Source organism: Mycobacterium szulgai (assembly GCF_002116635.1).
GTDB classification, from domain to species: Bacteria; Actinomycetota; Actinomycetes; order Mycobacteriales; family Mycobacteriaceae; genus Mycobacterium; species Mycobacterium szulgai.
This window is the reverse complement of record NZ_LQPW01000031.1, coordinates 23,707-48,374: the sequence shown is the minus strand read 5'-3', so window position 1 is coordinate 48,374 and position 24,668 is coordinate 23,707. Positions and strand designations below refer to the sequence as shown.

Genomic DNA, 24,668 nt, shown 5'->3' with positions numbered 1-24,668 from the left:
TCGTATTGTCTTGCACCGCAATAGGCCCCGCCCAGGTTGGCTGGGCGGGGCCTACGCTGTCAACTTCTACTCGGTGCGCCGAGCGTGTAGTCAGCGCGAAAATTCGGACGAATATTCGCAGTAGATGCACGCTCGGCGTGACCGCAGCTCAGTGGAACTGACCCTCTTCGGTGGAGCCGGCCAGCGCGGTGGTCGACGAGGTGGGGTCAACCGTGGTGGCGATCCGGTCGAAGTAACCGGCACCGACCTCGCGCTGGTGCTTAGTCGCGGTGTAGCCGCGCTCCTCCGCGTCGAACTCGCGCTCCTGCAGCTCGACGTAGGCGCTCATCTGGTTGCGGGCGTAGCCGTAGGCCAAATCGAACATCGAGTAGTTGAGCGCGTGGAAGCCAGCCAGCGTGATGAACTGGAACTTGAATCCCATTGCGCCAAGCTCCTTTTGGAACTTCGCGATGGTGGCGTCGTCGAGGTGCTTCTTCCAGTTGAACGACGGCGAGCAGTTGTAGGCCAGCATCTGGTCGGGGAACTCGGCCTTGACACCCTCGGCGAACTTGGCAGCCAGCTCGAGGTCCGGCGTACCGGTCTCCATCCAGATCAGGTCCGAGTAGGGCGCGTAGGCCTTGGCCCGGGCGATGCAGGGCTCGAGGCCGTTCTTGACCCGGTAGAAGCCCTCCTTGGTCCGCTCACCGGTGATGAACGGCTGGTCGCGCTCGTCGACGTCAGAGGTGATCAGGGTGGCTGCCTCGGCGTCGGTGCGCGCGATCACGACGGTCGGGACGTCGGCGACGTCGGCCGCCAGGCGTGCCGAGGTCAGCGTGCGGATGTGCTGCTGGGTCGGGATCAGCACCTTGCCACCGAGGTGGCCGCACTTCTTCTCCGACGCGAGCTGGTCCTCCCAGTGCGACCCCGCAACACCCGCGGCGATCATCGCCTTCTGCAGCTCGTAGACGTTCAGCGCACCGCCGAAGCCGGCCTCACCGTCGGCGACGATCGGGGCAAGCCAGTTCTCCACGGAGGTGTCGCCCTCGACCTTGGCGATCTGGTCGGCACGCAACAACGCGTTGTTGATCCGCCGGACCACCTGCGGCACCGAGTTGGCCGGGTACAGGCTCTGGTCGGGGTAGGTGTGGCCGGACAGGTTCGCGTCACCGGCGACCTGCCAACCGGACAGGTAGATGGCCTTGAGGCCGGCACGCACCTGCTGGACGGCCATGTTGCCGGTCAGGGCGCCCAGCGCGTTGACGAATTCGAGCTCGTGCAGCTGCTTCCACAGCACCTCGGCGCCACGACGGGCCAGCGTGCTCTCCTCGACGACGCTGCCCTGCAGGGCGACGACGTCGGCAGGGGTGTAGGTGCGAGTGATGCCCTTCCACCGCGGGTTAGTGTCCCAGTCCTGCTGGATCTGCTCGGGGCTCTTGGGCGTGCCAACGACAGACATCGATACTCCTTAACGATCATGGCTAGGTTCGAAAAGCCGCACCAACCAGCAGCGCTGCGACTCAACTTCACTGGTGTGCTAACCCGACAATGGCATACCCAATTCCCGCTGGTCCACCCATTTCACTTGCGAATCTCCGCTATGACTTGCGGTCATTTTGCGAAGCTTGCGAAGCCTCGCATTTACTGAACCGTTTCAGAAAATACCGGCCGGTGGCCCGAATCCGCAGGTCAGCAGCTAATTTACCGGGACGCTTGTCCGGTTAAAGTTTGAACAGCGCAGCGACGGCTTTCGTTTCGTCTCCGACCGCATATGTGAGCGTTGTAACAGTGCGGTCGGCCAGGCCGGGACCGAATTGTTCAGTCGAACCAGCCGGATGCACGTGGGAGATGATCTCCAGCTTGTTGCCCAGCGCCACCGGCGCCTCGTGCTCGATGGTCACCCGCAGCGGTCCCGCGAGCAGTTCGCCGTGGGAGGCCAGGTAGTCCTCGATCACGCTCCAATACACGGAGTTGTTCATGTGGTCGAACAGGTCGATGTCGGTGACGCGGACCGGGAACTCGTGGATCTCCGTCGCGTCGTCCCGGCTGCCCGGCTTCAGGTAGCCCTTCCACCGCAGCCGCTCCACCGAGGTGGTCTTGTGCAGGCCGGCCAGGAAGTCGTCGGCGATGCGGGCCGGCATCTCGGTTTCCTTGTTCACGTGGATCCAGAACGCCTCGGACTCGATAAGGCCACCCTTGCGGCCGTCGACCCGCACCCGCATCTCACACCACCGGTTCGAGGTGCCCGAACACCACCGCCGGCAGCGCAGCATGTCCTGGAATTCGATCGGCCGGATCAGGTCGACCATGGTGCGCCGGACAATCCACAGCGGATGGGTCTCCTCGAAACCCATTTCACGCAGCTGGTCCTGCCCGATGTCCTGGATGTGCCGGCAAGCCGCATCCAACCGCAGCCGCCCGGTGCGGTCGATGTCGCCGACTCGAAGTGGCCATTCGCGGTCGAATACGTCGGGGTGACCGTCGGGCACCGGCATCAATATTTTGTCCAGGCTCACGGCGCTACTCCCCATTTCCTCCTCTGAACCTCAGGTCTAACCTGAGCACGTCGATGCGAATCATGCCAACGACGTCGCCGAAATTCCAACCGGACACCCGCCAGACAGTCCATGCGAAGTCTGCTAACCATCCCTTCGCAACTCCGGGTACGCTGAACCGAGTGTCCAAGACGTTCGTGGGCTCACGGGTTCGCCAGCTGCGCAATGAGCGCGGGTTCAGCCAGGCTGCGCTGGCCCAGATGCTGGATATCTCACCGAGCTATCTGAACCAGATCGAACATGACGTCCGGCCGCTGACCGTGGCCGTGCTGCTCCGGATCACCGAGGTATTCGGTGTGGACGCTACGTTCTTCGCCTCCCAGGACGACACCCGGCTGGTTGCCGAGCTGCGAGAGGTGACCCTGGACCGCGACCTGGATATCGACATCGACGCGCCCGAGGTCGCCGAATTGGTCGGTGCTCATCCGGCGTTCGCGCGCGCCGTGGTCAATCTGCACCGCCGCTACCGGATAACGACCGCTCAACTGGCCGCCGCCACCGAGGAGCGCTATTCCGACGGCAGCGGCAGCGGCTCGATCACGATGCCGCACGAAGAGGTGCGCGACTACTTCTACCAACGCCAGAACTACCTGCACGAGCTGGACACCGCCGCCGAAGACCTGACGATCCAGATGCGGATGCATCACGGAGACCTGATCCGCGAGTTGACCCGCCGGCTCACCGAGATGCACGGGGTGCGCATCAACAGGAGGATCGATCTCGGCGATACCGTCCTGCACCGCTTCGACCCCAAGACCAAGACGCTGGAAATCAGCAACCACCTCTCGTCGGGCCAGCAGGTGTTCAAGATGGCGGCCGAATTGGCCTACCTCGAGTTCGGCGACCTGATCGACAGCATGGTCGAAGAAGGCAAGTTCACCAGCGACGAGTCCCACACCCTGGCCCGGCTGGGGCTGGCCAATTACTTCGCCGCGGCAGCCGTGTTGCCCTACCGCCAGTTTCACGACGTCGCCGAGAACTTCCGCTACGACGTCGAGCGGCTGTCCGCGTTCTACTCGGTGAGTTACGAGACCATCGCGCACCGCCTTTCCACGCTGCAGCGGCCATCGATGCGCGGCGTACCGTTCTCCTTCGTCCGGGTCGACCGTGCCGGGAACATGTCAAAGCGGCAGTCCGCCACCGGTTTTCACTTCTCCTCCAGCGGAGGCACCTGCCCGCTGTGGAACGTCTACGAGACGTTCGCCAACCCGGGCAAGATGCTGGTGCAGATCGCTCAGATGCCAGATGGCCGCAACTACATGTGGGTAGCCCGCACCGTGGAACGGCGCGCCGCCCGGTATGGTCAGCCCGGTAAAACCTTCGCGATCGGGCTCGGCTGCGAACTTCGGCATGCGCACCGGCTCGTCTACTCGGAAGGACTCGACTTGTCGGGGGACCCGAACATCACTGCGACGCCGATCGGCGCGGGCTGCCGTGTCTGTGAACGGGACAACTGCCCGCAACGGGCCTTTCCCGCGCTGGGGCGCGCCCTGGATATCGACGAACATCGCAGCACCGTGTCCCCGTACCTGGTGAAGCAACCATGAGCGGCCCTTCGGACGGCCAGGTCACGCGCATCCCATCGGGCAGATTGCGCCAGCTGGGGCCGGTCAACTGGGTGCTGGCGAAATTGGGTGCCCGCGCTGTTCGGGCCCCGGAGATGCATCTGTTCACCACGCTGGGGCATCGCCAGTCGTTGTTTTGGGCCTGGCTCGTCTACGGCGGCCGGGTACTGCGCGGGCGGCTGCCCCGGATCGATACCGAATTGGTGATTCTGCGCGTCGGGCATTTGCGGTCCTGTGAGTACGAACTGCAGCACCACCGCCGCATGGCGCGTGCCGCCGGGCTCGACGCGCAGACGCAGGCCACGATTTTCGCGTGGCCCGACGTTCCCGAAACCGGTGGTCCCCGAAGGGTTCTCAGTGCGCGCCAGCAAGCGCTGCTGAATGCGACGGATGAGTTGATCACGCAGCGGTCGATCACCACGGACACCTGGCAACAGCTGGCCACTCACCTCAACCGGCATCGGTTGATCGAATTCTGCATGCTGGCAACACATTACGACGGGCTGGCGGCAACTATTACCGCACTCGAGATCCCCCTGGACCACCCGCGGTAACGCTAGAAGTAGATATCAGCCAGCACGGCGAGCGTCAGCACCAACGGCAAAACCGGCAGACCGAACGCAAAGGCCGCCCATACTTGCTTGCGGCGCAGCCGCATCAGCATGCCCCCGATGACCGCGCCGACCGCCAGCGCACCGGAAAGTAGCAAGACCGCCAGGCTCCACTTACTCACGGTAGTGAGGTCGTCGCCGACCGAAATCGCCACCAGCCACAGAATGTAGCCGGCGAACAATCCGGCGAGGCCACCCAGCACAGTCTCCTTGCGCATGACTCAGAAGTTGATCATGTGGCCGACCAAGCCGTGGAAGCACTCCTGCAGCGCCTCGGACATCGTCGGATGGGTGTGCACGTTGCGCGCCAACTCGGTTGCCGTCAGATCCCATTTCTGCGCCAGCGTGAGCTCGGGCAGCAGCTCGGAAACATCGTGACCGATCAGGTGCCCGCCCAGCAGCTCGCCGTACTTGCCGTCGGCCACCAGTTTCACGAAGCCACTGGGGTCGCCGACGCCGTGCGCCTTGGCATTGGCCGTGAACGGGAACTTGGCTACCACGACGTCGTAACCCTCGTCGCGGGCCTGCTGCTCGGTTAGCCCGAAGCTGGCGACGTTGGGCTGGCAGAACGTTGCGCGCGGCAGCATGCGGTAGTCGCCGAGCGCCAAAGTCTCTGCGCCGGCGATGGTTTCGGCCGCAACCACACCCATCGCCTCCGCGACGTGGGCCAGCATCAGCTTACCGGTGACGTCGCCGATCGCGTAGATGTGGCTGACATTGGTGCGCATGTAGTCGTTGATGCCGATCGCCTTGCGGTCGGTCAGTGCGACGCCGGCGACATCGAGTCCATAGCCCTCGACGTTGGGCGCAAACCCGATGGCCTGCAACACTTTATCGGCCTTGAGTTCTTGCGCCTGGCCGTCTTTGCTGATGGCCACGGTGACTTCGGAACCGTTGTCGGAGATGGAGTCGACCTTGGTGCTGGTGAGAATTTTGACACCCAGCTTCTTGAACTGCTTCTCGATCTCCTTGGATACCTCGGCGTCCTCGTTGGGCAGCGCGCGCGGCAGGAATTCCACGATGGTCACGTCGACGCCGTAGTTCTTCAGCACGTAGCCGAACTCCATGCCGATCGCACCCGCGCCGGCGATGACGATCGATTTCGGCAGTTCCCGGGTCAGTATCTGTTCTTCGTAGGTCACCACGTTGTCCGACAGTGACGTGCCGGGCACCAACCTCGTGCTGCTGCCGGTGGCGATGATGACGTTGTCGAACGTGACAGTTTCCGTGCCACCTTCGTTGAGGTCGACCGACAGCGTGTTGGCGTCGGTGAATTTGCCGTAGCCGTGAATCTCGGTGATCTTGTTTTTCTTCATCAGGTAGTGCACACCGGCGACGCGACCCTCGGCCACCTTGCGGCTGCGGTCGAATGCGATTCCGTAATCGAAGGTGGCCTCGCCACTGATACCAAAGGCCTTGGCTTCCTTGGTGAAGATGTAGGCGAGTTCGGCGTTGCGCAAGAGGGCCTTGGACGGGATGCAGCCGACGTTGAGGCAGACGCCGCCCCAGTATTTCGGCTCGATGATTGCGGTGTTGAGGCCGAGCTGTGCGGCACGAATGGCCGCGACATATCCACCAGGGCCAGCCCCGAGAACGACGACGTCATAGTGAGTCACGGCCCCTACCCTAACGGCAGCGACGTCGAAAAGGACTGGCGACTTCACTGATTCGACAGCGGGCGCGCGGCAGCACTCTGAATCACTGCAAGTGAAGGAGTGCACCCAGTGATCGCCATGGCCAACGAGTCCGCCGTCGACGCATCGCCGCCCCGGTCATTCACGGCGGTCGAACGACTTATCAAGACGCTTCCGCCGATCGAAAGCATTTGGGCGGCGCTGCCCAATATGGCTGCCGTAGCTGAGCTGAAGCAACGCGAAAGATTACTCGGTGTCGCTAGCCTTTCCGGCTGCGCATTCGAATCACTGCATCAAATCATCAGCGACCTGAACGTTTATCACGTCATTATCCGGCATCCACCATCGGTCAAAGCCGGCGCAAAGCAAGACCTGATCGCTGGACGCCTCAACGGTGCAACGTTGCTAGTCAACAAGACAGTGACGGTACGGCTCGACAGGGCGCATTTCCTACTCACCGGCGCCGGCGATTTCACCGTCAGCCGTCAGCTCTTGCGTCAAATAGCCGATCGCTGGCACCTCCCCCGGCGAACTGTGAAGGCCTGCCGAATCAATCCGGTCGACTATTCGCCGGAATCCGAGCTGGGACTGCTGACGGGTATGGTCTCGCCATTCGTTGCGCCCTCTTTGTCGCTTGAGAAATTGCGCGGTGTGGTTCTCTTGGCGACCCCGCACATCGACGCGGCAGCAGATCAAATGGTGGCGATATCGCTCTCGCCTTTCGAAAGTCTGGTGGTGCGCCTTGTCGACTTCGAGGCGCTCGCATTCCTGTATGCGCGGCGCACATACCCCCACCTGCCCTGGACCAAGATGCGCGGCTATCAGCCGCGGGCACGCAGCCCATCCACCACCACGTCGACGGCCAGTCGCGCCAGCTCCACGCGCGAATACCCGGGCTCGCCGGTTCCCCGCAGCTCGTCTGAAGCACTGGCCAGCCCGCCGATTCCCCACGTGGTCAGGAAGAAGTAGACCGCCTCGACCGCACCCTCGCGGACCACGCCGTCGGCTTGCAGTCGCTGCAGAATGGCGGCGGTGGCCTGGCGGGTGGGCCCGATGTAGTTCTTGAACATGTAAGCAAACCGCGGACCAGATATCGCCGCTTCATGCTGGATGATCCGCGCCAGGGCCGGCCGCCGCAGCGTCGCTTCGGAGTACTTGATCATCACCAGCCGCAGTGCCGCGAAAAGGTCGCGCGGCACGTCCTCGGGGGCCACGTGCAGCGCCGCAGACAAATCCGCGAATCCGTGGTCGACCGCGGCGTGCCAGGCGGCGTCCTTGGATTGGTAGCGCCGATGGATCAGGTTATGGCTCATCCCCAGGTGGCGGCACAGCTCACGCAGGCTCGTGCCCTCATAACCCAGGTCGGCGAAAGCATCGAGCAGGCGGTCCAAAAGCTCCACCTCCTCGATGAGCTTTGGGCGGGCCACCTGTCTAGGTTATTCGCGCCGTGGGCGAGCCCGTGAAGGTGCCGTATTGACATCGATGGAAATAGTTGACACATGCCACCCATCCATTATGATGACAACTGTCAACTAATCAAGAGCGTCGTGATCACGGCGACTCCACCCAAGCTGACCGACACCGCCGTCGAGCCTCATTTACCAGCATCAGGAGGGTACTCATGGCCGCCCCAATCACCCCCTTTCCCGAGCCGTCGATCAATGCCAGCGAGGTGACGATCCGAAGGCTGCTCGACGAAGTGCTGATGGCCGGTGCCCGTGTCGTGAGCGGTGCTGACCAGCTCGACCGCGAGGTGACCTCGATCCTGCCGCTGACCGAAGCGCCGTCGTTGCCGAATCGACTGGACGCCGTGGCTGTGTATGCCCGCGTCGAGGCGTTGGCCGACAGCGGCATCCTGCTTGCCGCGCTGGTGTCCCGAGGATTGGGCGTGGTGCTGGTGGACGGACCGATACCGGCAGAACTTCTGCACTCGGGGCTACCCGCCGGGTTAGTCGTCGTCGAGTTGCCCTCGCGTGTCGGGTTTGCCGCGCTGAGCCGCCTTTTCGCGAAGCTGACCCTCGACGAGGAACTGCAGCAGATGCGGTACTCGATGCACGTGCAGGCCATGCTGGCCAAGCTGTTCCACCGCGGGGCCGGCCTGGAGATCCTCATTCGTGAGGTGTGCAATCTGGGCCGCAACCCGGCGATGGTCCTCGACGACCGTGGTCGGGTCCTTGCCCATGTCGGACTGAACGCCAACGAACTCGACGCGATCACCAACTCGGTTCGCCGCGTGCTGGCAACCGGTGGCAGGACTGCACGACGTTCGACGACACAGAGCAGCCGGGTAGACCGGGTCGCTGGCGCCAATGGTGGAGCCTGGACGTCGATTGCCCACGAGATCAAACTCGGCAAGGCCTCTGGGGGCTGGGTGATAGTCCTTGCCCCATTCGCCATCTTGAACGTCCAGGACCTCGACCGGCACCGCGTCCTCACCGAGCAGGCGGCTGCCGTTGTCGGGTTGGAGCTGCTGCGCCAGCGCAGTGTCGAGGAGGCCGAAGAGCGGGCCCGCGATGACTTCATCCAGGCGCTGCTCCATGGCGCCTTCTTCAGTGACCACGAACTGCGGGCCCGCGCCGAGCACCACGAAATCGACCCGGATTCACCCTTCGGCGTGTTCGTTGCCCGCGGCCTATCAGGGCAGGCAGGAGGAAATCGGGCGACCAGAATGCTCCGCTTGGCCCGCTACGCCGCCGGCGTCGCCACCGACCAGGCGGTACCGGCCGATGCGACCGTCATCGGCGATCTCCTGGTGGTGATACGCCCGCTGCATGCTGCCGACGAGCCGACGCTGAGCCGGGAAATGGCGGTGTTTGCCCAAACGATGTCCAATGCGCTCGAGCTGCGCTGCGGAACGGCGGTGGCCGTTGCCTACGGACACCCGGCGCAGGACGCTACGGAAGTCTCCGACCGGTACCACGAAGCCAAAATCGCTTTGGACGTCGCCAATCAGCTCGGCCGTACCTGCGCCACCTCTTATCAGGAGATGCGCAGCTTCACGATGCTCGCCGGAATCTCCGACACCGAGAGCAGCCGCCAGCTGATTGAGCAGTTCGTCGAGCCGTTGCGGTCCGGCCCCAATCTCCTTGGGACACTGACCAGTTACCTGGCTCAGGGCGGCAATGTCACCGAGGCCGCGCGCGCCCTCAACGTCCACCGCAACACGCTGTTGACCAAACTCGACCGGATCTCGCGCGCGATCGGTCTGGACATCCGGGAACCGGAGAACCAGTTCACGGCTTGCCTGGCGATCAGGCTCGACACGCTGGCGACGGGAAACCGGCAACGGGTCGGGTGCCCGGCTTGAACCGCTAGCCGGCTAGTAGGGAAGTACGCCGATGAGGCAGCGGGTCGCCCGCTCGCAATAGAAGTAACCGTAGAGCGGAGCCGCAGCCGCGACGGAGGCGAACGGTCCGGTCATTACGGCAATCGACATTGCCGTGATGGTCGGCCTGCCCTGCACCATCGAAATCAGTAAGCCGCCCACGGTGCATGCGACGACGTAGACCAGCACCACGAACACCGGCGCTGTCTTGTCGATCGTGTGGTACCACCAGTAGTACAAGCTGAGCCCGATCTGCCCCGCAAAGAACCACACGCCGAGCAGCACCAGAACGAACTTCCACCACTTGAGGTATTGGTACCGGCCGGGTACCTGTACCGGCGCCGCAGCTGTCTCGGTCTCGGAAGCAGGTTCGTCGTCCGGCTTTTGCGCTGGCCCCGCGAGCCCCGGGAGCCCCTGGAGCGCCGCCGACGCTATGGGCTGTGAACCCGTGTCGTCCCAATTCGGCACGAACGGCACCGACTGCTCGCCCGTGTCTTCAATATCCGCAAAGTCGGGCACGAACGGCTCGGTCCCTGGGTTGGACTCTCGATCTTTGTCCGCATCCGCGTCAGCCACCGGACATCACCTGCTGCGCGACGAGTACGAACAGCCAGCCCGGCGCCAACGCCAGAATGAACGCCCCAAGCATGGTCACCCACCGGCGACCGGAGAACAGGATCACCAGCAGCCCGATAACGCTCGGAATCCCGACGACCAGCGCGATGACGACGTCCGGGCGAATGCGTTCGTGCACCAGCACGTTGGACGCGACCCCGACGAGTTGTCCGACTGCGCTACCAACGAGCATGGCGCCGGTCAGCAGCCACGCACGTGGAAGGGGAATCACGGTGTACGACCTTACTTCGGTTACGGCCGGGTTGGCTGGCATGCTCCCGGCGCGTTGTCGGCCACCACTTCACCGCGCACCGACGGCCGCTCGCCGCGCTCATACGCAGCGCCGGTAATCACCGGAACCTGTTGCAACAGCGCCTTCTCGGCGTCGGTGAATACCCGCCCGCGGCTGAGAAATCGCACGCCTTCCGGGGCTTCCAGACTGAAGCCGCCACCCCTCCCCGGCACCACGTCGATGACCAGCTGGGTATGTCGCCAGGTCTGGTACTGCGGACCCGAGATCCACACCGGCACGCCCTCGCGCCCCACGTCCAGCACACCCAGCAGGACGTCGCGATCGCCGACGAGAAAATCCGCCCGCGGGTAGCACATCGGCGAGGAGCCATCACAGCAGCCGCCGGACTGATGGAACATGACCGGACCGTGGCGCTCCTGCAGCCGGCCCAGCAGCTCGGCGGCCGAGGCGGTGATGAGCGCCCCGGGCGGCGAGTTCATCAGAAGAATCCCAGCGCCTTGTCGGAGTAAGACACCATCAGGTTCTTGGTCTGCTGGTAGTGGTCGAGGGCCATCTTGTGGCCTTCCCTGCCGAACCCGGACTGCTTGTAGCCACCGAAGGCCGCATGCGGCGGGTACACGTGGTAGCAGTTGACCCACACGCGTCCGGCCTTGATGTCACGTCCAGCGCGGTAGGCGGTGTTGCCGTCGCGGCTCCACACCCCGGCGCCCAACCCGTAGAGGGTGTCGTTGGCGATGCCCATCGCGTCGTCGTAGTCGGTGAAGGGCGTGACGGCCACCACGGGCCCGAAGATTTCCTCCTGGAAGATCCGCATCTTGTTGTTGCCGGCGAAGATCGTCGGCTGGACGTAGTAGCCGCCGGACAGGTCGCCGCCGAGCTCGGCGCGTTCGCCGCCGGTGATGATCTTGGCCCCCTCCTCCTTCCCGATTTCGATGTAGGACAACACCTTTTCCAGTTGGTCGTTGGAGGCTTGAGATCCCAGCATCGTCTCGGTGTCCAGGGGGTCGCCCTGCCGGACCGCCTTGGTGCGGATCGCGGCCAGTTCCAGGAACTCGTCATGGATGCCCGACTGGATAAGGCTGCGCGACGGGCAGGTGCACACCTCGCCCTGGTTGAGGGCGAACATGGTGAAGCCCTCCAGCGCCTTGTCCTGGAAGTCGTCGTTCGCCGCCATTACGTCTGAGAAGAAGATGTTGGGGCTCTTGCCGCCGAGTTCCAGGGTGACCGGAATCAGGTTCTGCGACGCGTACTGCATGATCAGCCGCCCGGTGGTGGTCTCCCCGGTGAATGCGACTTTGGCGATCCGGTCGCTGGATGCCAGCGGCTTGCCGGCCTCGACACCGAACCCGCTGACGATGTTGACCACCCCGGGCGGCAACAGGTCACCGATCAGCGACATGAGATAGAGCACAGACGCGGGCGTCTGCTCGGCGGGCTTGAGCACGACGGTGTTCCCGGCCGCCAGGGCAGGCGCCAGTTTCCAGGCCCCCATCAAAATCGGGAAATTCCACGGGATGATCTGCCCCACCACTCCGAGTGGCTCGTGGAAGTGATAGGCGACAGTGTGCTCGTCGATCTGCGACAGCGAACCCTCCTGGGCGCGAATCGCGGCGGCGAAGTACCGGAAATGGTCGGCCGCCAGCGGGATATCGGCCGAAATCGCCTCCCGGATCGGTTTGCCGTTGTCCCACACCTCGGCCACCGCCAGCGCGGCGGTGTTCGCATCGATCCGGTCGGCGATCTTGTTCAGAATCGCCGCCCGTTCGGCCGGGGGAGTCTTGCCCCACGCCGGTGCCGCCGCGTGTGCGGCGTCGAGCGCCTTCTCGACATCGGCCGCCTCAGAGCGCGCCACCTCACAGAACGGCTGCCCGGTAACCGGGGTCGGGTTCTCGAAGTAACGGCCCGCCGCCGGCGCGACCCACTCACCCCCGATGAAGTTGTCGTATCGGCTTTCATACGACATCAGCGCCCCGGTAGCACCCGGACGTGCAAAGACAGGCATTTGCTCGGCTCCTCGTTAGGTCATGTAATACAGCTCACACTACCGCTGGGACCACAATGGGATTCCATGGCTTCCATGACTCCCGAGGCGGCCGAGGCTTCCGAAGACCCGTACTTATGGCTCGAAGACGTGACCGGCGAGGAGGCTCTCGACTGGGTCCGCGCGCGCAACGAACCGACCAAGGCGCAGTTCTGCGCGGGCGATTTCGAGCAGCTGCGCACCGAGGCGCTCGAAGTGCTCGACACCGACACCCGAATCCCCTACGTGGTCCGGCGCGGCGAGTACCTCTACAACTTCTGGCGCGACGCGGCCAACCCGCGCGGCCTGTGGCGGCGCACCACGCTGGACAGCTATCGCACCGACTCCCCCGCCTGGGATGTGCTGCTCGACATCGACGAGCTGGGGCGGATCGACGACGAGAAGTGGGTGTGGGCCGGCGCCGGCGTCATCGAACCCGGCTACACCCGCGCGCTGGTCGCCCTGTCCCCGGGCGGCTCGGATGCCTCCGTCATCCGCGAATTCGACATGCTGACGCGCGAATTCGTAGCCGACGGGTTTCAGCTGCCGGAAGCGAAATCGCAGATGGCCTGGGAAGACCTCGACACCGTGCTGGTGGGCACCGACTTCGGCACCGATTCACTGACCGAATCCGGTTACCCGCGCATCATCAAGCGTTGGCGGCGGGGCACAGCGCTGTCGGAAGCGGAGACGGTGTTCGAGGGCACCCGCGCCGATGTGCGCGTCGCGGCTTCGGTGGACCGCACGCCCGGCTACGAGCGCACCCTGCTGCTGCGTGCCCTGGACTTCTGGAACGACGAGGTGTACGAGCTGCGCGGCTCGGAACTAATCCGGATCGATGTGCCAACCGACGCGACCGTGTCGATTCACCGCGACTGGCTGCTGATCGAACTACGCACCGATTGGACCCGCGCCGCCACCACCTACTGCGCGGGCTCGCTACTGGCCTCCGACTACAACGAATTCCTCTCCGGCACAGCAGAACTGAGGGTGATATTCGAGCCCGATGCGCACACCGCCCTGCACCAATACTCGTGGACTTACGATCGCTTACTGCTCGTCACGCTGGCCGATGTGGCCAGCCGGGTGGAAACCGTCACACCGGGCTCCTGGCGGCGCGACCCATTGTCCGGCATCGCCCCCGCAACCAGCACCGTGGTGGTGGCCGCCGACGACAAGGGCGACGAGTACTTCCTGGATTCCAGTGGATTCACCGCACCGTCGCGCCTGATGCGCGGGACCACTACCGGAGAACTAGCCCCCATCAAGTCCGCCCCCGCCTTCTTTGACGCCGAAAACATCAGCGTGGCACAGCATTTCGCTACGTCAGCCGACGGCACGTCGATCCCGTACTTCGTGGTACGGCCAATCGGCGCCGATGCCCCCGCCGGTCCGGGACCCACCTTGCTCTACGGCTATGGCGGATTCGAAACGTCGAACACGCCCAGTTACAGCGGCGTATTGGGCAGGCTCTGGCTGGCCCGCGGCGGTACCTATGTGCTGGCCAACATCCGCGGTGGCGGCGAGTACGGACCCCGCTGGCATACCCAGGCGATGCGCGAAGGCCGGCACAAAGTGGCTGAAGACTTCGTCGCCGTAGCAGACGATTTGGTGAACCGCGGCATCACCACGGTCGCCCAGCTCGGCGCGCAGGGCGGCAGCAACGGCGGGCTGCTGATGGGCATCATGCTGACCAAGTACCCGCAGAAATTCGGCGCGCTGGTCTGCAGCGTGCCGCTGCTGGACATGAAGCGATACCACCTGCTGCTGGCCGGTGCCTCATGGGTCGCCGAATACGGCGATCCCGATAATCCGGACGACTGGGCGTTCATCTCCGAATACTCGCCGTACCAGAACATTTCGGTGGACGCGCAATACCCGCCGATCCTGATGACTACATCTACCCGCGACGACCGGGTACATCCCGGCCACGCCCGCAAGATGACGGCCGCCTTAGCGGCTGCGGGCCACCCGGTGTGGTACTACGAAAACATCGAAGGCGGACACGGCGGTGCGGCCGACAACGAGCAGCTCGCGTTCAAGTCAGCATTGAGCTTCAGCTTCTTGTGGCAGATCCTGGGCGGCCGACGGTAGCCGTTGTTCTGCGGCGGTCGCTGGGCGCAGTCGCGAATCGACTGTGCGGCTAGAGCTTTGATTGTGTAGCCGGGGTGGGAAAATCGCGATTCCACGACCCTGAAGGCACGCTGGATGTAACCGGACGCGCACTCTCCTTCGGCCGCCACGAAGGCATGCATGTTTATGAAAAGCGCTCTTGGCTACAAGGTTCTATATGTCCTCGCAGCTGCCGGGGGTCCTGCAATCGCTTGCGCCCGTGCTGGACCACTACGGCTACGCGGCGGTGATGGGCATCATCGCGGTCGAGGGCTTCGGAATTCCCGCTCCCGGCCAAATCATCCTGATCGCGGCCGGGGTCTACGCAGGAACCGGCCAGCTCAATCTCGCGGCGCTGCTGGTGCTGGGCTTTGTAGCGGCGGTCGGGGGCGACAATATCGGCTATGCCATCGGCCGGCGCGGCGGCCGGCCACTGCTTCGGCGCTTCGGCCGCTATGTATTGCTCACCGAGCAGCGGGTCGCCTCGACCGAGCGCTTCTTCGCCAGACACGGCAGCATCGTCGTGCCGGTCGCGCGTTTCATCGACGGGTTACGCCAGGCCAACGGGATCGTCGCCGGGATGGCCCAGCTGGGCTGGTGGCGTTTTCTGACCTACAACGCACTGGGAGCCGCGGTATGGGTGGGCCTGTGGGTATTGCTGGGATACCTGGCCGGTGATCACATCGGTGCGATCTACGACAAACTTCGCGACTACCAGAAGTACGTGCTGATGGCGTTGGGCGCGGCACTGCTCGCGGTGATCGTTGGCGGGGCACTCAAACGAGGCTCCAACCAGGACGACCAGGACGACCAGGACGACGAGGAGCTGGCGTGCGGCACGCCGGAAAACACCGGTGCTTGACACCTGAGTGCGCCGGCGACTTCGCTGCGGCTATGCCGTTTTCCAAGTCGTTTTCCAAGTCGGTTCCCGAATTCGAGACGCTGCTGTACCGCACCGCCGGACCGGTGGCCACCATCACGCTGAACCGCCCGGAAGAGCTCAACACGATCGTGCCGCCCATGCCCGACGAGATCGAGGCCGCCGTCGGACTGGCCGAACGGGATTCCGAAATCAAGGTGATCGTGTTGCGGGGGGCCGGCCGCGCATTTTCCGGCGGCTACAACTTCGGCGGCGGCTTCCAACAGTGGGGTGAAGCCATGATGACCGACGGAAAGTGGGACCCCGGTAAAGACTTCGCCATGGTTACCGCGCACGAGACCGGCCCCACCCAGAAATTCATGGCCATCTGGCGAGCCTCCAAGCCGGTGATCGCGCAGGTGCACGGCTGGTGCGTCGGCGGGGCCAGCGACTACGCACTGTGCGCCGACATCGTCATCGCCAGCAACGATGCCGTAATCGGCACACCGTACAGCCGCATGTGGGGGGCGTATCTGACCGGAATGTGGCTCTACCGGCTGAGCCTGTCCAAGGTGAAATGGCACTCGCTGACCGGCCGGCCGCTAACCGGCGTGCAGGCCGCCGAGGTCGAGCTGATCAACGAGGCAGTGCCCTTCGAACGGCTCGAAGCACGCGTCGCCGAGATCGCCGCCGAACTCTGCCAGATCCCGCTGTCGCAGTTGCGGGCGCAGAAGCTGATCGTGAATCAGGCCTACGAGAACATGGGCCTGGCGTCCACTCAGATGCTGGGCGGCATTCTGGACGGCCTGATGCGCAACACCCCCGATGCGCTGGAATTCATCCGCACCGCCGAAGCGCAGGGGGTGCGAGCGGCCGTCGAGCGCCGCGACGGTCCGTTCGGTGATTACAGCCAGGCCCCCGCGGAGCTGCGGCCGGACCCCAATCATGTGATTGTGCCTGGTGACGACGGCTAGTAAGGTGTGCTAGGGATTTCATTCCCGACAGTTCGCCACATCGTTGAAAGTGCTACGGTAATCAATATGTCTCGGCCGAATCTCAGCCTGCGCTCAGTCGCCGCCTTTTTCGCTTTCCTGATCGCTTTCGTCGTCCTGTTTGACGTCGCCGTCATCCAGCTGCCGACGACCGCCGCGGCCGATTCCACGGAAGACTTCCCGGTCCCCCGGCGGCAGATCGCGACCACCTGCGACGCTGAGCAGTACTTGGCGGCCGTCCGGGACACCAGCCCGGTGTATTACGAGCGGTACATGATCGACTTCAACAACCACGCCAACCTGCAGCAGGCGACGATCGACAAGGCGCACTGGTTCTACTCGCTGTCGCCAGCTCAGCGCCGGGATTACTCCGAACACTTCTACAACGGCGATCCGCTGACCTTCGCCTGGGTCAATCACATGAAGATCTTCTTCAACAACAAGGGCGTCGTCGCGAAGGCCACCGACGTGTGCAACAACTATCCGCCCGGCGACATGTCGGTGTGGAACTGGGGCTAACCTTCTTCACCACCTCCGATGACCGCCCGCTACTTGTCCACCGATCGGCGGACAAGGCGGTTCCCCTACTTTTGGGCTGCTTGGAGGATTGATTCCCGCACCCGCGCGCGGAATAGTGAGCGTTATCGATACCAACGCGACTCTTGCCACGGCAGGCCAAAGGTAACCATAATGAAGCCCCGGCCAGCTGATCATCTTGCAGTGGGCATGCGTGTGTCGGGTGCGGCTGCGGTCCGGAAGTCGGAGGTCCTGGCATGAGCCAAACAACTGGCAACGAGATCCCTGACACGCTCGCGGCCCTCGACTGGCGTGATATCACCTGTCAATCCGGAGCCGGTTGCACCAATCGGGCGGATTTCATCGTTCATCTGCACGCGGTTGACGAATGCAACCATCCGCAACTGGATCCGTTCGGGAATACCGTCGAGATTCTCTGCATCGCCTGCCTGTGGCGCGCCGAGGCTGAAGTCCTGCTGCAAGTGGGCCGGCTACGTCGCCATTCCGGTGCGTCCTGTTTGACGTGCGGTGCACCGGTCTCCGAGCTCAGCGACATCATGCGCGACGTCGTCGCTCTATAGCCTCGCATCGACCAGTACCCGCGCCGGACGGTCATCGACCCGTTCCGGATCGACCATCGCGACCGGCCTGTCGCGCGCCGGCCGCGTCGCCAGGAACACCCCCAGCGCAACCGGAATGGCCGCCAACACCTCCAGCGCCGTCACCGTCTCGTGCAGCACGATCGCCCCGAGGGCAAGGCCGAACACCGGCGGCAAGAAGTGGGCTACCGAGGCCCGTTGCGGTCCGACTTCTTTGATCAGGGTCAGCCACAGCGTCATCCCGACGATGGCGGCACCCACCACCAGGTAGGCCAGGCCGGCGATGAAAGTCCCGGTGATGGCCGGATGTGACGGCCGCACCAGCGCGATGAGGGTGACCGGCAGGCTGCCGACGGCGGCTTGCCAGCCGGTCAGGAAATAGGGATTGCCGGCCGGCAATAGGCGCGGGGTGAGGTAGGTCGCCGCGGTGAGGAAGGCGACCGCGCACAGCGCCAGGCTGATCGCAAACCCACTCAACTGCCCGGAATGCAGGCGGCCCAGCGCGGAAAGAACAATGCCGGCCAGTCCGATCAGAACGCCGGTCGCTTGCACCAGCCCTATCCGCCGATCGGCCAGCGCGCTCAGGCTCAGCACTGCCAACGGCGTCAACGACGACAAGATGGCCGCCATACCGGCCGAGATGTGTGGCAGGGCAACGGCGATGACGCCTAGATAGCCGGCGTTGTTGAGTAATCCGATGACCGTCGTGCGACACAGTTCGCCGGCTGTGTGCCGGCGGACCTGTCGCCAGGTGAAGGCCAGAATCACCACGCCGGCGAGCTCACAGCGCAGGGCGACGACCACGGCGGCGTTGGCGTAATCCAGCGCGATCTTGTTCGCGACGAAGGCGCCGGCCCACAGCGCAGCCCACAGCACCGCCAATGCGATCGCCCGAAGTCCTCGCGCGGACAGCGTCACCGTGCTCACGCGCTGGCGGGTGTTTGGGTGAGCCGTTCGGCTTTCGCTGCGACGCGTCGCAAGAACCGCTCAGTTTGAATGATGTTGCGCCCGTGCCGACCCGAGGCCGCGACGTCGCCGTCGCCGTCGATCGCCGTGACATCCCATTCGTAATACGGCGGTTCGACCTTGGTGCACACCGCCGTCACGGTCAGTTCCGCTCCGGGCGGGGTGGGTGCACTGTGTTTGATGTCCACCAGCGTCCCCAGACTGCCTTCGCCTTCGTCGAGGACCCGGCGCAGCGCGATGATCGCCGTCCACTCCAGCAGACCCACCATGAAGCCCGTCGCGAATACCCGGGGCATGATTTGGTAATCGTCGGACTCCGGATACAGATCCGGCACCGTCTTGTTGACCGCCACGACGTAGCGGAAGGTGGCAGCATCGCCGACCTTGATCGTGTCTTTCATCCAGAACGCCTCTCAATTAACCAGATTCAGCTGCGGGACCCGGCAGCGTTGCTGGTCCGCGGACTCGGAATGCATGCGCCGGGCATATTCGGCGATTCGCTTGCGATTGACGTCGTGAGTGCCCGAGGGCGCCGAGGTCATCAAGGCATCGGCCAGCAGGTCGAGCACTCCTATCGTCGAGTCGCAACCCCGCGCGCCCATCGCCTCGGCAACCGACAGGGCCGTGGCCGATGCCGATTGACTGGCCGACAGCTTCGCCACAGTGAACCCAATCTCGTTGGTGTGCCCCAGATCAGCGGCAGCGGCGGCTTCGTACATCGCGATCCTGCTCAAGTAGAGCTGTCGATACGCCTCGGCCACCCGCGACTCGATACTGCCCAGATCGGCGAGCGGGGCGTTGTACAACTGACGCTGTTCGGTATAGGTCAACAGCCGATCGATCGCGGCCGCCTGCAAGCCCAGTGCCAGTGATCCGATGTTGGGTTTGCCATGCCGAGCGATCACCGCATGAGCCAGGGCAACCCCCATGCCCACCGAACCGACGAGGTTTGCCCCGTCGACTCGACAGTTCTCGAAGACCAGCTCGCCGATGGAGAATTCGCCGAGCCCGCCGAAGCTGTGCCGGTCTCCGACGCGGCAGCCCGCGCTGTCGGTAGGTACGACGAAGGCCGATAGCGCCCCGTGATGCTGCCCCCGACTGGTGCGGGCGATCACCCCGTGCGCCGTGGCGATGTGCGAGTTGCCGATGAAACACTTGCGGCCGTTGAGGATCCATCCGTCGCCGTCACGCTCGGCGGTTGTCTGCATGCCCAACAGGTGCGAGCCGGAGTCCGGCTCGGTCATGCAGATCGTCATTATCTCGCGGCTGGCCGCCAACTCGGGAAGCCAGCGGTCCTGCTGTGCCCGATTCCCGCCGAGCAGAATCAGCCCAGTGCCCAGCGTCGCCGCGGACAAGGTGGCGCCCGCGGCGGGGCTGCGCCGCGACAGCTCTTCGATGGCGATCGCACGGCGCAGGGTCCCGTCGGGAACCCCGCCCCACCTGGCGGGCATGTGCAGTCCGGATATCCCTAACTCGCGCAGGAACTCCGGCCAATCACGGACGGATCCGACGGGGACACCGTCAAGCAGCGCTTGCATCTCCCGGCGGATCCGTTCCGCGTGGTGAGTTAACGACTTGGGTGTCAATCCCTACCGCCCATCGGTGTGTTCATGGCTTGATGACCCGTGAATGATGGCAGGATCCGAGAAATTGCGCAACTATGGTTGACATATTTCCCAGGGCGCTTTCCTGTGCAAAGTGCCCTGCCCCGACAGCTGCCGCTGTTGCCGCGGCGATTCTCGACGGGCAGGGTGGTGCGGTGACTGCCGTGACGATGGTGCGGGCCGGGGTCTTGAAGGTGGCGCTGGAGCAGTACGGCGACCCGGGCGGCTGGCCGGCAGTCCTGCTACACGGATTTCCTTACGACGTGCGCTGCTACGACCAGGTTGCACCCCGGTTGGTTGCGGTCGGCGCGTACGTGGTGGTGCCCTATTTGCGCGGCTACGGGGCGACGCGTTTCATCGATCCGGCGGTAATGCGCTCCGGACAGCAAGCCGCACTCGCCGCCGACCTTTACGAACTGATCGGCGCTTTGGGCCTGAGGGCACCGGTGGTGGCGGGATTCGACTGGGGCGGGCGGGCGGCCTGCGTTACTGCGGCGCTGTGGCCGCAGCTGGTGCGTGCCCTGGTGAGCGTGTCGGGCTATAACCTGCAAGACATTTCGGCCATGGCCAGTCCGGCGGCACCGGAGTCCGAACGGCGGCTGTGGTACCAGTACTACCTGCACGGTGAGCGCGGCCGAGCCGGGCTGCAAGTCCGCCGCCGTGAGTTCGCCCGGCTGTTGTGGCAGGAATGGTCGCCGCGCTGGTCATTCACCGACGACGAATTCGCCACCACCGCCACGTCTTTCGACAACCCCGACTTCGTCGACGTAGTGGTGCACTCCTACCGGCACCGCTACGGGCTTGCCGCCGGGGATCCGGCCTACCAGCACTTAGAAGACACGATCAGCACGCAACCGCCCATCGCAGTACCGACCGTGGTGATCGACCCGCAGGATGATCCGCTCGTCGGCTCCGCACCGCCTCGAAGCGAGCGCGAACGGCGGTTTCCGGCACTGCTCGACGTCGTCTCCGTGGCATCCGGGCACAACGTCCCCCAGGAAAACCCCGAAGCCTTCGCCGCCGCCATTCTGCACGCGCACCGGCGCAGTTGACTCCGCTAGTAATGCGGCGTGCTCACCGGGAACCGGTCGGTGTTCGCCGCGTCCACCGAGTCGCCGGACTTGCCGTCCCGTGGCAGCAATAGAGCACGGACCAACGGGCGCGGCCCGTAGGGCCGCAGTAGCTGGCTGGCCGGCCGGGTCTTCACCTGCTGCGGCCACCAGAACCACCGGCCCATCAGGGCGGCGATGGACGGCATCATGAACGACCGCACGATCAAGGTGTCGAACAACAGACCCAGGCCGATGGTGGTCCCGACCTGTCCTATGACCTTCAGATCGCTGAAGATGAACGACGCCATGGTGGCGGCGAAGACGAGGCCCGCGTTGGTCACCACCGCTCCGGTTCCGGCCATCGACCGGATGATTCCGGTCTTCAAGCCGGCATGGATTTCCTCTTTGAATCGAGATACCAATAGCAGGTTGTAGTCAGATCCCACCGCCAAAAGCAGAATGACCGACATTGCGAGCACCATCCAGTGCAATTCAAAGCCGAGAATGTCCTGCCAAACCAGCACGGAAAGGCCGAACGAGGCACCCAATGACAACAGCACGGTGCCCACAATGGTGACCGCGGCAACCAGACTGCGGGTGATGATAAGCATGATGATCAAAATGAGGCTGGCCGCGGCAATGCCGGCGATCATCAGGTCGTATTTGGACCCGTCACGCATATCCTTGTACACCGCGGCCGTTCCACCGAGCCAGATGTGCGCACCCTCCAACGGGGTACCCTTGATGGCTTCCTTGGCGGCCTTCATGATCGGATCGACGTGCGAAATCCCTTCGGGCGTAGCCGGATCGCCCTCGTGGGAGATGATGAACCGAGCGGCGTGCCCGTCCGGCGACACGAACATCTTCAGGCCCCGCTTGAAGTCCGGATTGTCGAACACCTCCGGCGGAATGTAGAACGAGTCGTCATTCTTGGAGGCATCGAATGCCTGGCCCATCGCCGTCGAATTCTGACTCATCACGTCCATTTGGTCGTACAGCGAGGACATCGAGCTGTGCATCGACAGCATCATGGTCTTCATCGTCTTCATGGTCGCGATCTGCGGCGGCAGTTGCGCCAGCATCTGCGGCATCAAGACATCCAGCTTGTCCAATTGACCGGAGAGTTGCGTCAGCTTCTCCGTCAGCTGGTCCAGGCCGTCGAGAGCGTCGAAAATGGACCGCAGCGACCAGCAGACGGGAATGTCGTAGCAGTGCTTTTCCCAGTAGAAGAAACTGCGGATGGGACGCCAGAAGTCGTCGAAATCGGCGATGTGGTCCCGCAAAGTGCTGGTAATACCGACCATTTCCTGAGTCAGCTGGTCCATGTTGTGGGTCACGGCGACTGTTTGCGACATGATTTCGTACATATGCTGCATCGTGTCGATTGATTCCTGCATGGCATCGGCCTGTTTGAGCATGTCGTCCATGCGCTGGTGCATATATTGCTGATTTTCGACCTGCGTCGTGTTCTGCATGCTGATCTGGAACGGTATTGAAGTGTGCTCGATTGGCGTGCCCAACGGCCGCGTTATCGCCTGCACCCGCGCGACACCCGGGATATGAAAGACGCCCCGCGCAATTCGGTCCAAAACGAGCATGCCAGCCGGATTGCGCAGATCATGATCGGTCTCGACCAACAACAATTCGGGATTCATCCGCGCATTGGAGAAATGGCGGTCGGCGGCCGCATACCCGACATTCGCCGGCGTCCACGGCGGCAGATACTTGCGGCTGTCGTAATTGGTCTTGTACCCCGGCAGCGCGAGTAATCCGATGAGTGCGATCGCGATCGCCACCGCCAGAATCGGCCCCGGCCAGCGCACGATCGCGGTGCCCACCCGGCGCCAGCCCCTGGTCCGCATCTTGCGCTTGGGGTCGAACAATTTGAAGAAACTACCGATAGTGAGAACGGCCGGGCCCAACGTGATAGCGGCGAGCACGGCGACCAGCATTCCCACTGCGCACGGCACCCCCAGCGTCTGGAAATAGGGCAGCCGGGTAAAGCTGAGGCAATACATCGCGCCCGCAATGGTCAGGCCCGAACCAATCACCACATGCGCGGTTCCGTGGAACATGGTGTAAAACGCTTGTTCCCGGTCTTCGCCGAGCCCGCGGGCCTCCTGATATCGCCCGAGGACGAAAATCGCGTAGTCCGTGCCGGCCGCAATGGCCATCAGCACCAGTAGATTAACCGCGAACGTCGAGAGACCAATTATGTTGTTGTAGGCCAGAAAAGCCACAACACCCCGGGCCGCCATCAGCTCGATCATGACCATTACCAGGGTGAGAATCACCGTGACAATGGACCGGTAGACGAATAGCAACATCACGATGATCACCAGAAAAGTGATCGCGGTGACCTTTTTGACACCCTTCTCACCGGCGGCCGACTGATCCGCCGTCAGCGCTGCCGCCCCGGTTACATAGGCCTTGACCCCCGGCGGTGCCGGGGTGCTGTCAACGATCTTGCGTACCGCCGCGACCGAATCGTTGGCCAGGCTCTCGCCCTGGTTGCCGGCCAGATACAACTGGACGTAGGCGGCCTTGCCGTCAGAACTCTGCGAACCGGCCGCCGTCAGCGGATCCCCCCAGAAGTCCTGAATGTGCTGTACGTGCTTGGTGTCTTGTTCCAGCTTCTTGATCAGCTGGTCGTAGAAGTGGTGCGCGTCGTCGCCGAGCGGCTTATCGCTTTCCAGCACGATCATGATCGCGCTGTCGGTGTTGAACTCGTTGAACACCTTGCCGACGCGCTTCATCGCCTGCATCGACTCCGCGTCGTTGGGGCTCATCGACACGGTGTGTTCTTTTCCCACGACGTCCAGCGAGGGAACGAAGACGGTGAGGACGACGACCAGGCCCACCCAGGCCAGGACGATCGGGACCGCGAGCTTGTGCACCGCTCGGGCGAACCGCGGGCTGGTGGGAAGCTGGGCGGTCTGGTTGGCGGTCATGCGGATTTCACTATGCAGAAGGTTTGGGCTTTCACTCCGCTCGCCGACCTTTCATCCTTGACTACGTCGTTCACGATGATTCGGCAGCCGACCTGGTCGGCGTCGGCCTGCGCCACCACATTGACGCTCACCGAGGGCAGCGTCGTGGTGACCGAGAGCGTCCACGGCAAGGGCGCGTTGCTTACCCGCTGCGGCTGGGCGTTGATGTCGAGATAGTTGATGTTGGCAATGGCTCCGGCGGGGCCCCACACCTCATAGACCACGTGCTTGGGGTTGAACGGCTTGATCTCGTCGGCCATGCCGCTGGTGATGGGTCCCCTGTCGTGCACGCCGAAGAAAGTCCGCAGCCGCGAAACGCAGAACGCCGCTACCACGACGACGAGCGCGATGACCAGCACCATCCACATTCGCCGCACGACGCCGGCAACCGAGAACTTGGCCACCCAATCACCTTCCGTTTCGA

Annotated in this window: 23 protein-coding genes; 9 read left to right on the top strand and 14 right to left on the bottom strand. The window is 63.8% G+C overall.

The window, feature by feature from the left end; all coding sequences use genetic code 11:
* Positions 1-148 precede the first annotated feature (148 nt).
* A complete protein-coding gene (aceA, locus tag AWC27_RS07315; RefSeq protein WP_085669866.1) occupies positions 149-1,435 on the bottom strand; it encodes an isocitrate lyase in 1,287 nt (428 codons plus the stop codon).
* Between the two features lie 262 nt (positions 1,436-1,697).
* Positions 1,698-2,492, bottom strand: coding sequence for an acyl-[acyl-carrier-protein] thioesterase (locus AWC27_RS07310; protein WP_083113184.1), 795 nt, complete (start codon positions 2,490-2,492; stop codon positions 1,698-1,700).
* 161 nt (positions 2,493-2,653) lie between these two features.
* Between AWC27_RS07310 and ramB the strand changes: the two genes are divergently transcribed.
* Entirely contained in the window at positions 2,654-4,078 is a 1,425-nt protein-coding gene (ramB, locus tag AWC27_RS07305) for an acetate metabolism transcriptional regulator RamB (protein ID WP_083113135.1), read from the top strand.
* A complete protein-coding gene (locus AWC27_RS07300) occupies positions 4,075-4,650 on the top strand; it encodes a carboxymuconolactone decarboxylase family protein (RefSeq protein WP_083113136.1) in 576 nt (191 codons plus the stop codon). Before ramB ends, AWC27_RS07300 begins: the two co-directional genes overlap by 4 nt.
* A 2-nt stretch (positions 4,651-4,652) precedes the next feature.
* On the opposite strand, the gene AWC27_RS07295 is transcribed toward AWC27_RS07300, so the two are convergent.
* From AWC27_RS07295 to AWC27_RS07280, 3 genes are all read right to left on the bottom strand, one after another.
* Positions 4,653-4,925: a hypothetical protein gene (locus AWC27_RS07295; RefSeq protein ID WP_083113137.1), complete on the bottom strand. Its 273-nt coding sequence runs from the start codon at positions 4,923-4,925 to the stop codon at positions 4,653-4,655.
* 3 nt (positions 4,926-4,928) lie between these two features.
* Positions 4,929-6,323 (bottom strand): dihydrolipoyl dehydrogenase, encoded by a 1,395-nt coding sequence (gene lpdA / locus AWC27_RS07290; RefSeq protein ID WP_083113138.1) that lies wholly within the window; start codon positions 6,321-6,323, stop codon positions 4,929-4,931.
* Positions 6,324-7,162: 839 nt separating this feature from the next.
* Positions 7,163-7,768 (bottom strand): TetR/AcrR family transcriptional regulator, encoded by a 606-nt coding sequence (locus AWC27_RS07280; RefSeq protein ID WP_083113140.1) that lies wholly within the window; start codon positions 7,766-7,768, stop codon positions 7,163-7,165.
* Positions 7,769-7,962: 194 nt separating this feature from the next.
* Here AWC27_RS07280 and AWC27_RS07275 point away from each other — a divergent pair, with 194 nt between their 5' ends.
* Positions 7,963-9,648, top strand: coding sequence for a helix-turn-helix domain-containing protein (locus AWC27_RS07275; RefSeq protein WP_085669864.1), 1,686 nt, complete (start codon positions 7,963-7,965; stop codon positions 9,646-9,648).
* A 12-nt stretch (positions 9,649-9,660) separates the two neighbouring features.
* On the opposite strand, the gene AWC27_RS07270 is transcribed toward AWC27_RS07275, so the two are convergent.
* From AWC27_RS07270 to exaC, 4 genes are read right to left on the bottom strand one after another with little or no spacing between them, the layout of a single operon-like run.
* Positions 9,661-10,242 (bottom strand): hypothetical protein, encoded by a 582-nt coding sequence (locus AWC27_RS07270; RefSeq protein ID WP_085669863.1) that lies wholly within the window; start codon positions 10,240-10,242, stop codon positions 9,661-9,663.
* Positions 10,235-10,513, bottom strand: a complete 279-nt coding sequence (locus AWC27_RS07265) for a putative holin (protein WP_211281253.1) — start codon at positions 10,511-10,513, stop codon at positions 10,235-10,237. Before AWC27_RS07265 ends, AWC27_RS07270 begins: the two co-directional genes overlap by 8 nt.
* Before the next feature lie 20 nt (positions 10,514-10,533).
* Positions 10,534-11,013 (bottom strand): DUF779 domain-containing protein, encoded by a 480-nt coding sequence (locus AWC27_RS07260; RefSeq protein ID WP_083113143.1) that lies wholly within the window; start codon positions 11,011-11,013, stop codon positions 10,534-10,536.
* Positions 11,013-12,536 carry an acetaldehyde dehydrogenase ExaC gene (exaC, locus tag AWC27_RS07255; RefSeq protein ID WP_083113144.1) on the bottom strand — a complete coding sequence of 508 codons (1,524 nt, stop codon included), beginning with the start codon at positions 12,534-12,536 and terminating at the stop codon, positions 11,013-11,015. The genes AWC27_RS07260 and exaC overlap by 1 nt, the downstream gene beginning before the upstream one ends.
* Positions 12,537-12,611: 75 nt before the next feature.
* On the opposite strand from exaC, the gene AWC27_RS07250 reads away from it, so the two are divergent.
* The 5 genes from AWC27_RS07250 to AWC27_RS07230 all read left to right on the top strand — a co-directional run bounded on the left by AWC27_RS07250 (position 12,612) and on the right by AWC27_RS07230 (position 17,614).
* Positions 12,612-14,648 carry a prolyl oligopeptidase family serine peptidase gene (locus AWC27_RS07250; protein ID WP_211281589.1) on the top strand — a complete coding sequence of 679 codons (2,037 nt, stop codon included), beginning with the start codon at positions 12,612-12,614 and terminating at the stop codon, positions 14,646-14,648.
* A gap of 196 nt (positions 14,649-14,844) precedes the next feature.
* Complete coding sequence (locus AWC27_RS07245; RefSeq protein ID WP_083113146.1) at positions 14,845-15,528, top strand: DedA family protein; 684 nt, start codon at positions 14,845-14,847, stop codon at positions 15,526-15,528.
* 32 nt (positions 15,529-15,560) lie between these two features.
* Positions 15,561-16,499 carry a crotonase/enoyl-CoA hydratase family protein gene (locus tag AWC27_RS07240; RefSeq protein ID WP_083113147.1) on the top strand — a complete coding sequence of 313 codons (939 nt, stop codon included), beginning with the start codon at positions 15,561-15,563 and terminating at the stop codon, positions 16,497-16,499.
* 66 nt (positions 16,500-16,565) lie between these two features.
* Positions 16,566-17,036 (top strand): DUF5078 domain-containing protein, encoded by a 471-nt coding sequence (locus AWC27_RS07235; protein WP_083113148.1) that lies wholly within the window; start codon positions 16,566-16,568, stop codon positions 17,034-17,036.
* Positions 17,037-17,290: 254 nt separating this feature from the next.
* The gene (locus tag AWC27_RS07230) at positions 17,291-17,614 is read left to right on the top strand and encodes a hypothetical protein (RefSeq protein WP_083113149.1); all 324 of its coding nucleotides are present in this window, start codon (positions 17,291-17,293) and stop codon (positions 17,612-17,614) included.
* Here AWC27_RS07230 and AWC27_RS07225 read toward each other — a convergent pair.
* The 3 genes from AWC27_RS07225 to AWC27_RS07215 are packed head-to-tail and all read right to left on the bottom strand — an operon-like array spanning position 17,609 to position 20,136.
* Positions 17,609-18,559, bottom strand: a complete 951-nt coding sequence (locus tag AWC27_RS07225) for a DMT family transporter (RefSeq protein WP_085669860.1) — start codon at positions 18,557-18,559, stop codon at positions 17,609-17,611. The genes AWC27_RS07230 and AWC27_RS07225 overlap by 6 nt on opposite strands.
* Positions 18,556-18,999 carry a thioesterase family protein gene (locus AWC27_RS07220; RefSeq protein ID WP_083113151.1) on the bottom strand — a complete coding sequence of 148 codons (444 nt, stop codon included), beginning with the start codon at positions 18,997-18,999 and terminating at the stop codon, positions 18,556-18,558. The genes AWC27_RS07225 and AWC27_RS07220 overlap by 4 nt, the downstream gene beginning before the upstream one ends.
* A 12-nt stretch (positions 19,000-19,011) precedes the next feature.
* Positions 19,012-20,136, bottom strand: a complete 1,125-nt coding sequence (locus tag AWC27_RS07215; RefSeq protein ID WP_083113152.1) for an acyl-CoA dehydrogenase family protein — start codon at positions 20,134-20,136, stop codon at positions 19,012-19,014.
* 221 nt (positions 20,137-20,357) lie between these two features.
* Between AWC27_RS07215 and AWC27_RS07210 the strand changes: the two genes are divergently transcribed.
* Complete coding sequence (locus AWC27_RS07210; RefSeq protein WP_245846916.1) at positions 20,358-21,254, top strand: alpha/beta fold hydrolase; 897 nt, start codon at positions 20,358-20,360, stop codon at positions 21,252-21,254.
* Between the two features lie 5 nt (positions 21,255-21,259).
* Here the strand turns inward: AWC27_RS07210 and AWC27_RS07205 are convergent, their stop codons facing one another.
* Positions 21,260-24,205 carry an MMPL/RND family transporter gene (locus tag AWC27_RS07205; RefSeq protein WP_083113153.1) on the bottom strand — a complete coding sequence of 982 codons (2,946 nt, stop codon included), beginning with the start codon at positions 24,203-24,205 and terminating at the stop codon, positions 21,260-21,262.
* Entirely contained in the window at positions 24,202-24,612 is a 411-nt protein-coding gene (locus AWC27_RS07200) for an MmpS family transport accessory protein (RefSeq protein ID WP_245846931.1), read from the bottom strand. Before AWC27_RS07200 ends, AWC27_RS07205 begins: the two co-directional genes overlap by 4 nt.
* Between the last annotated feature and the right edge of the window lie 56 nt (positions 24,613-24,668).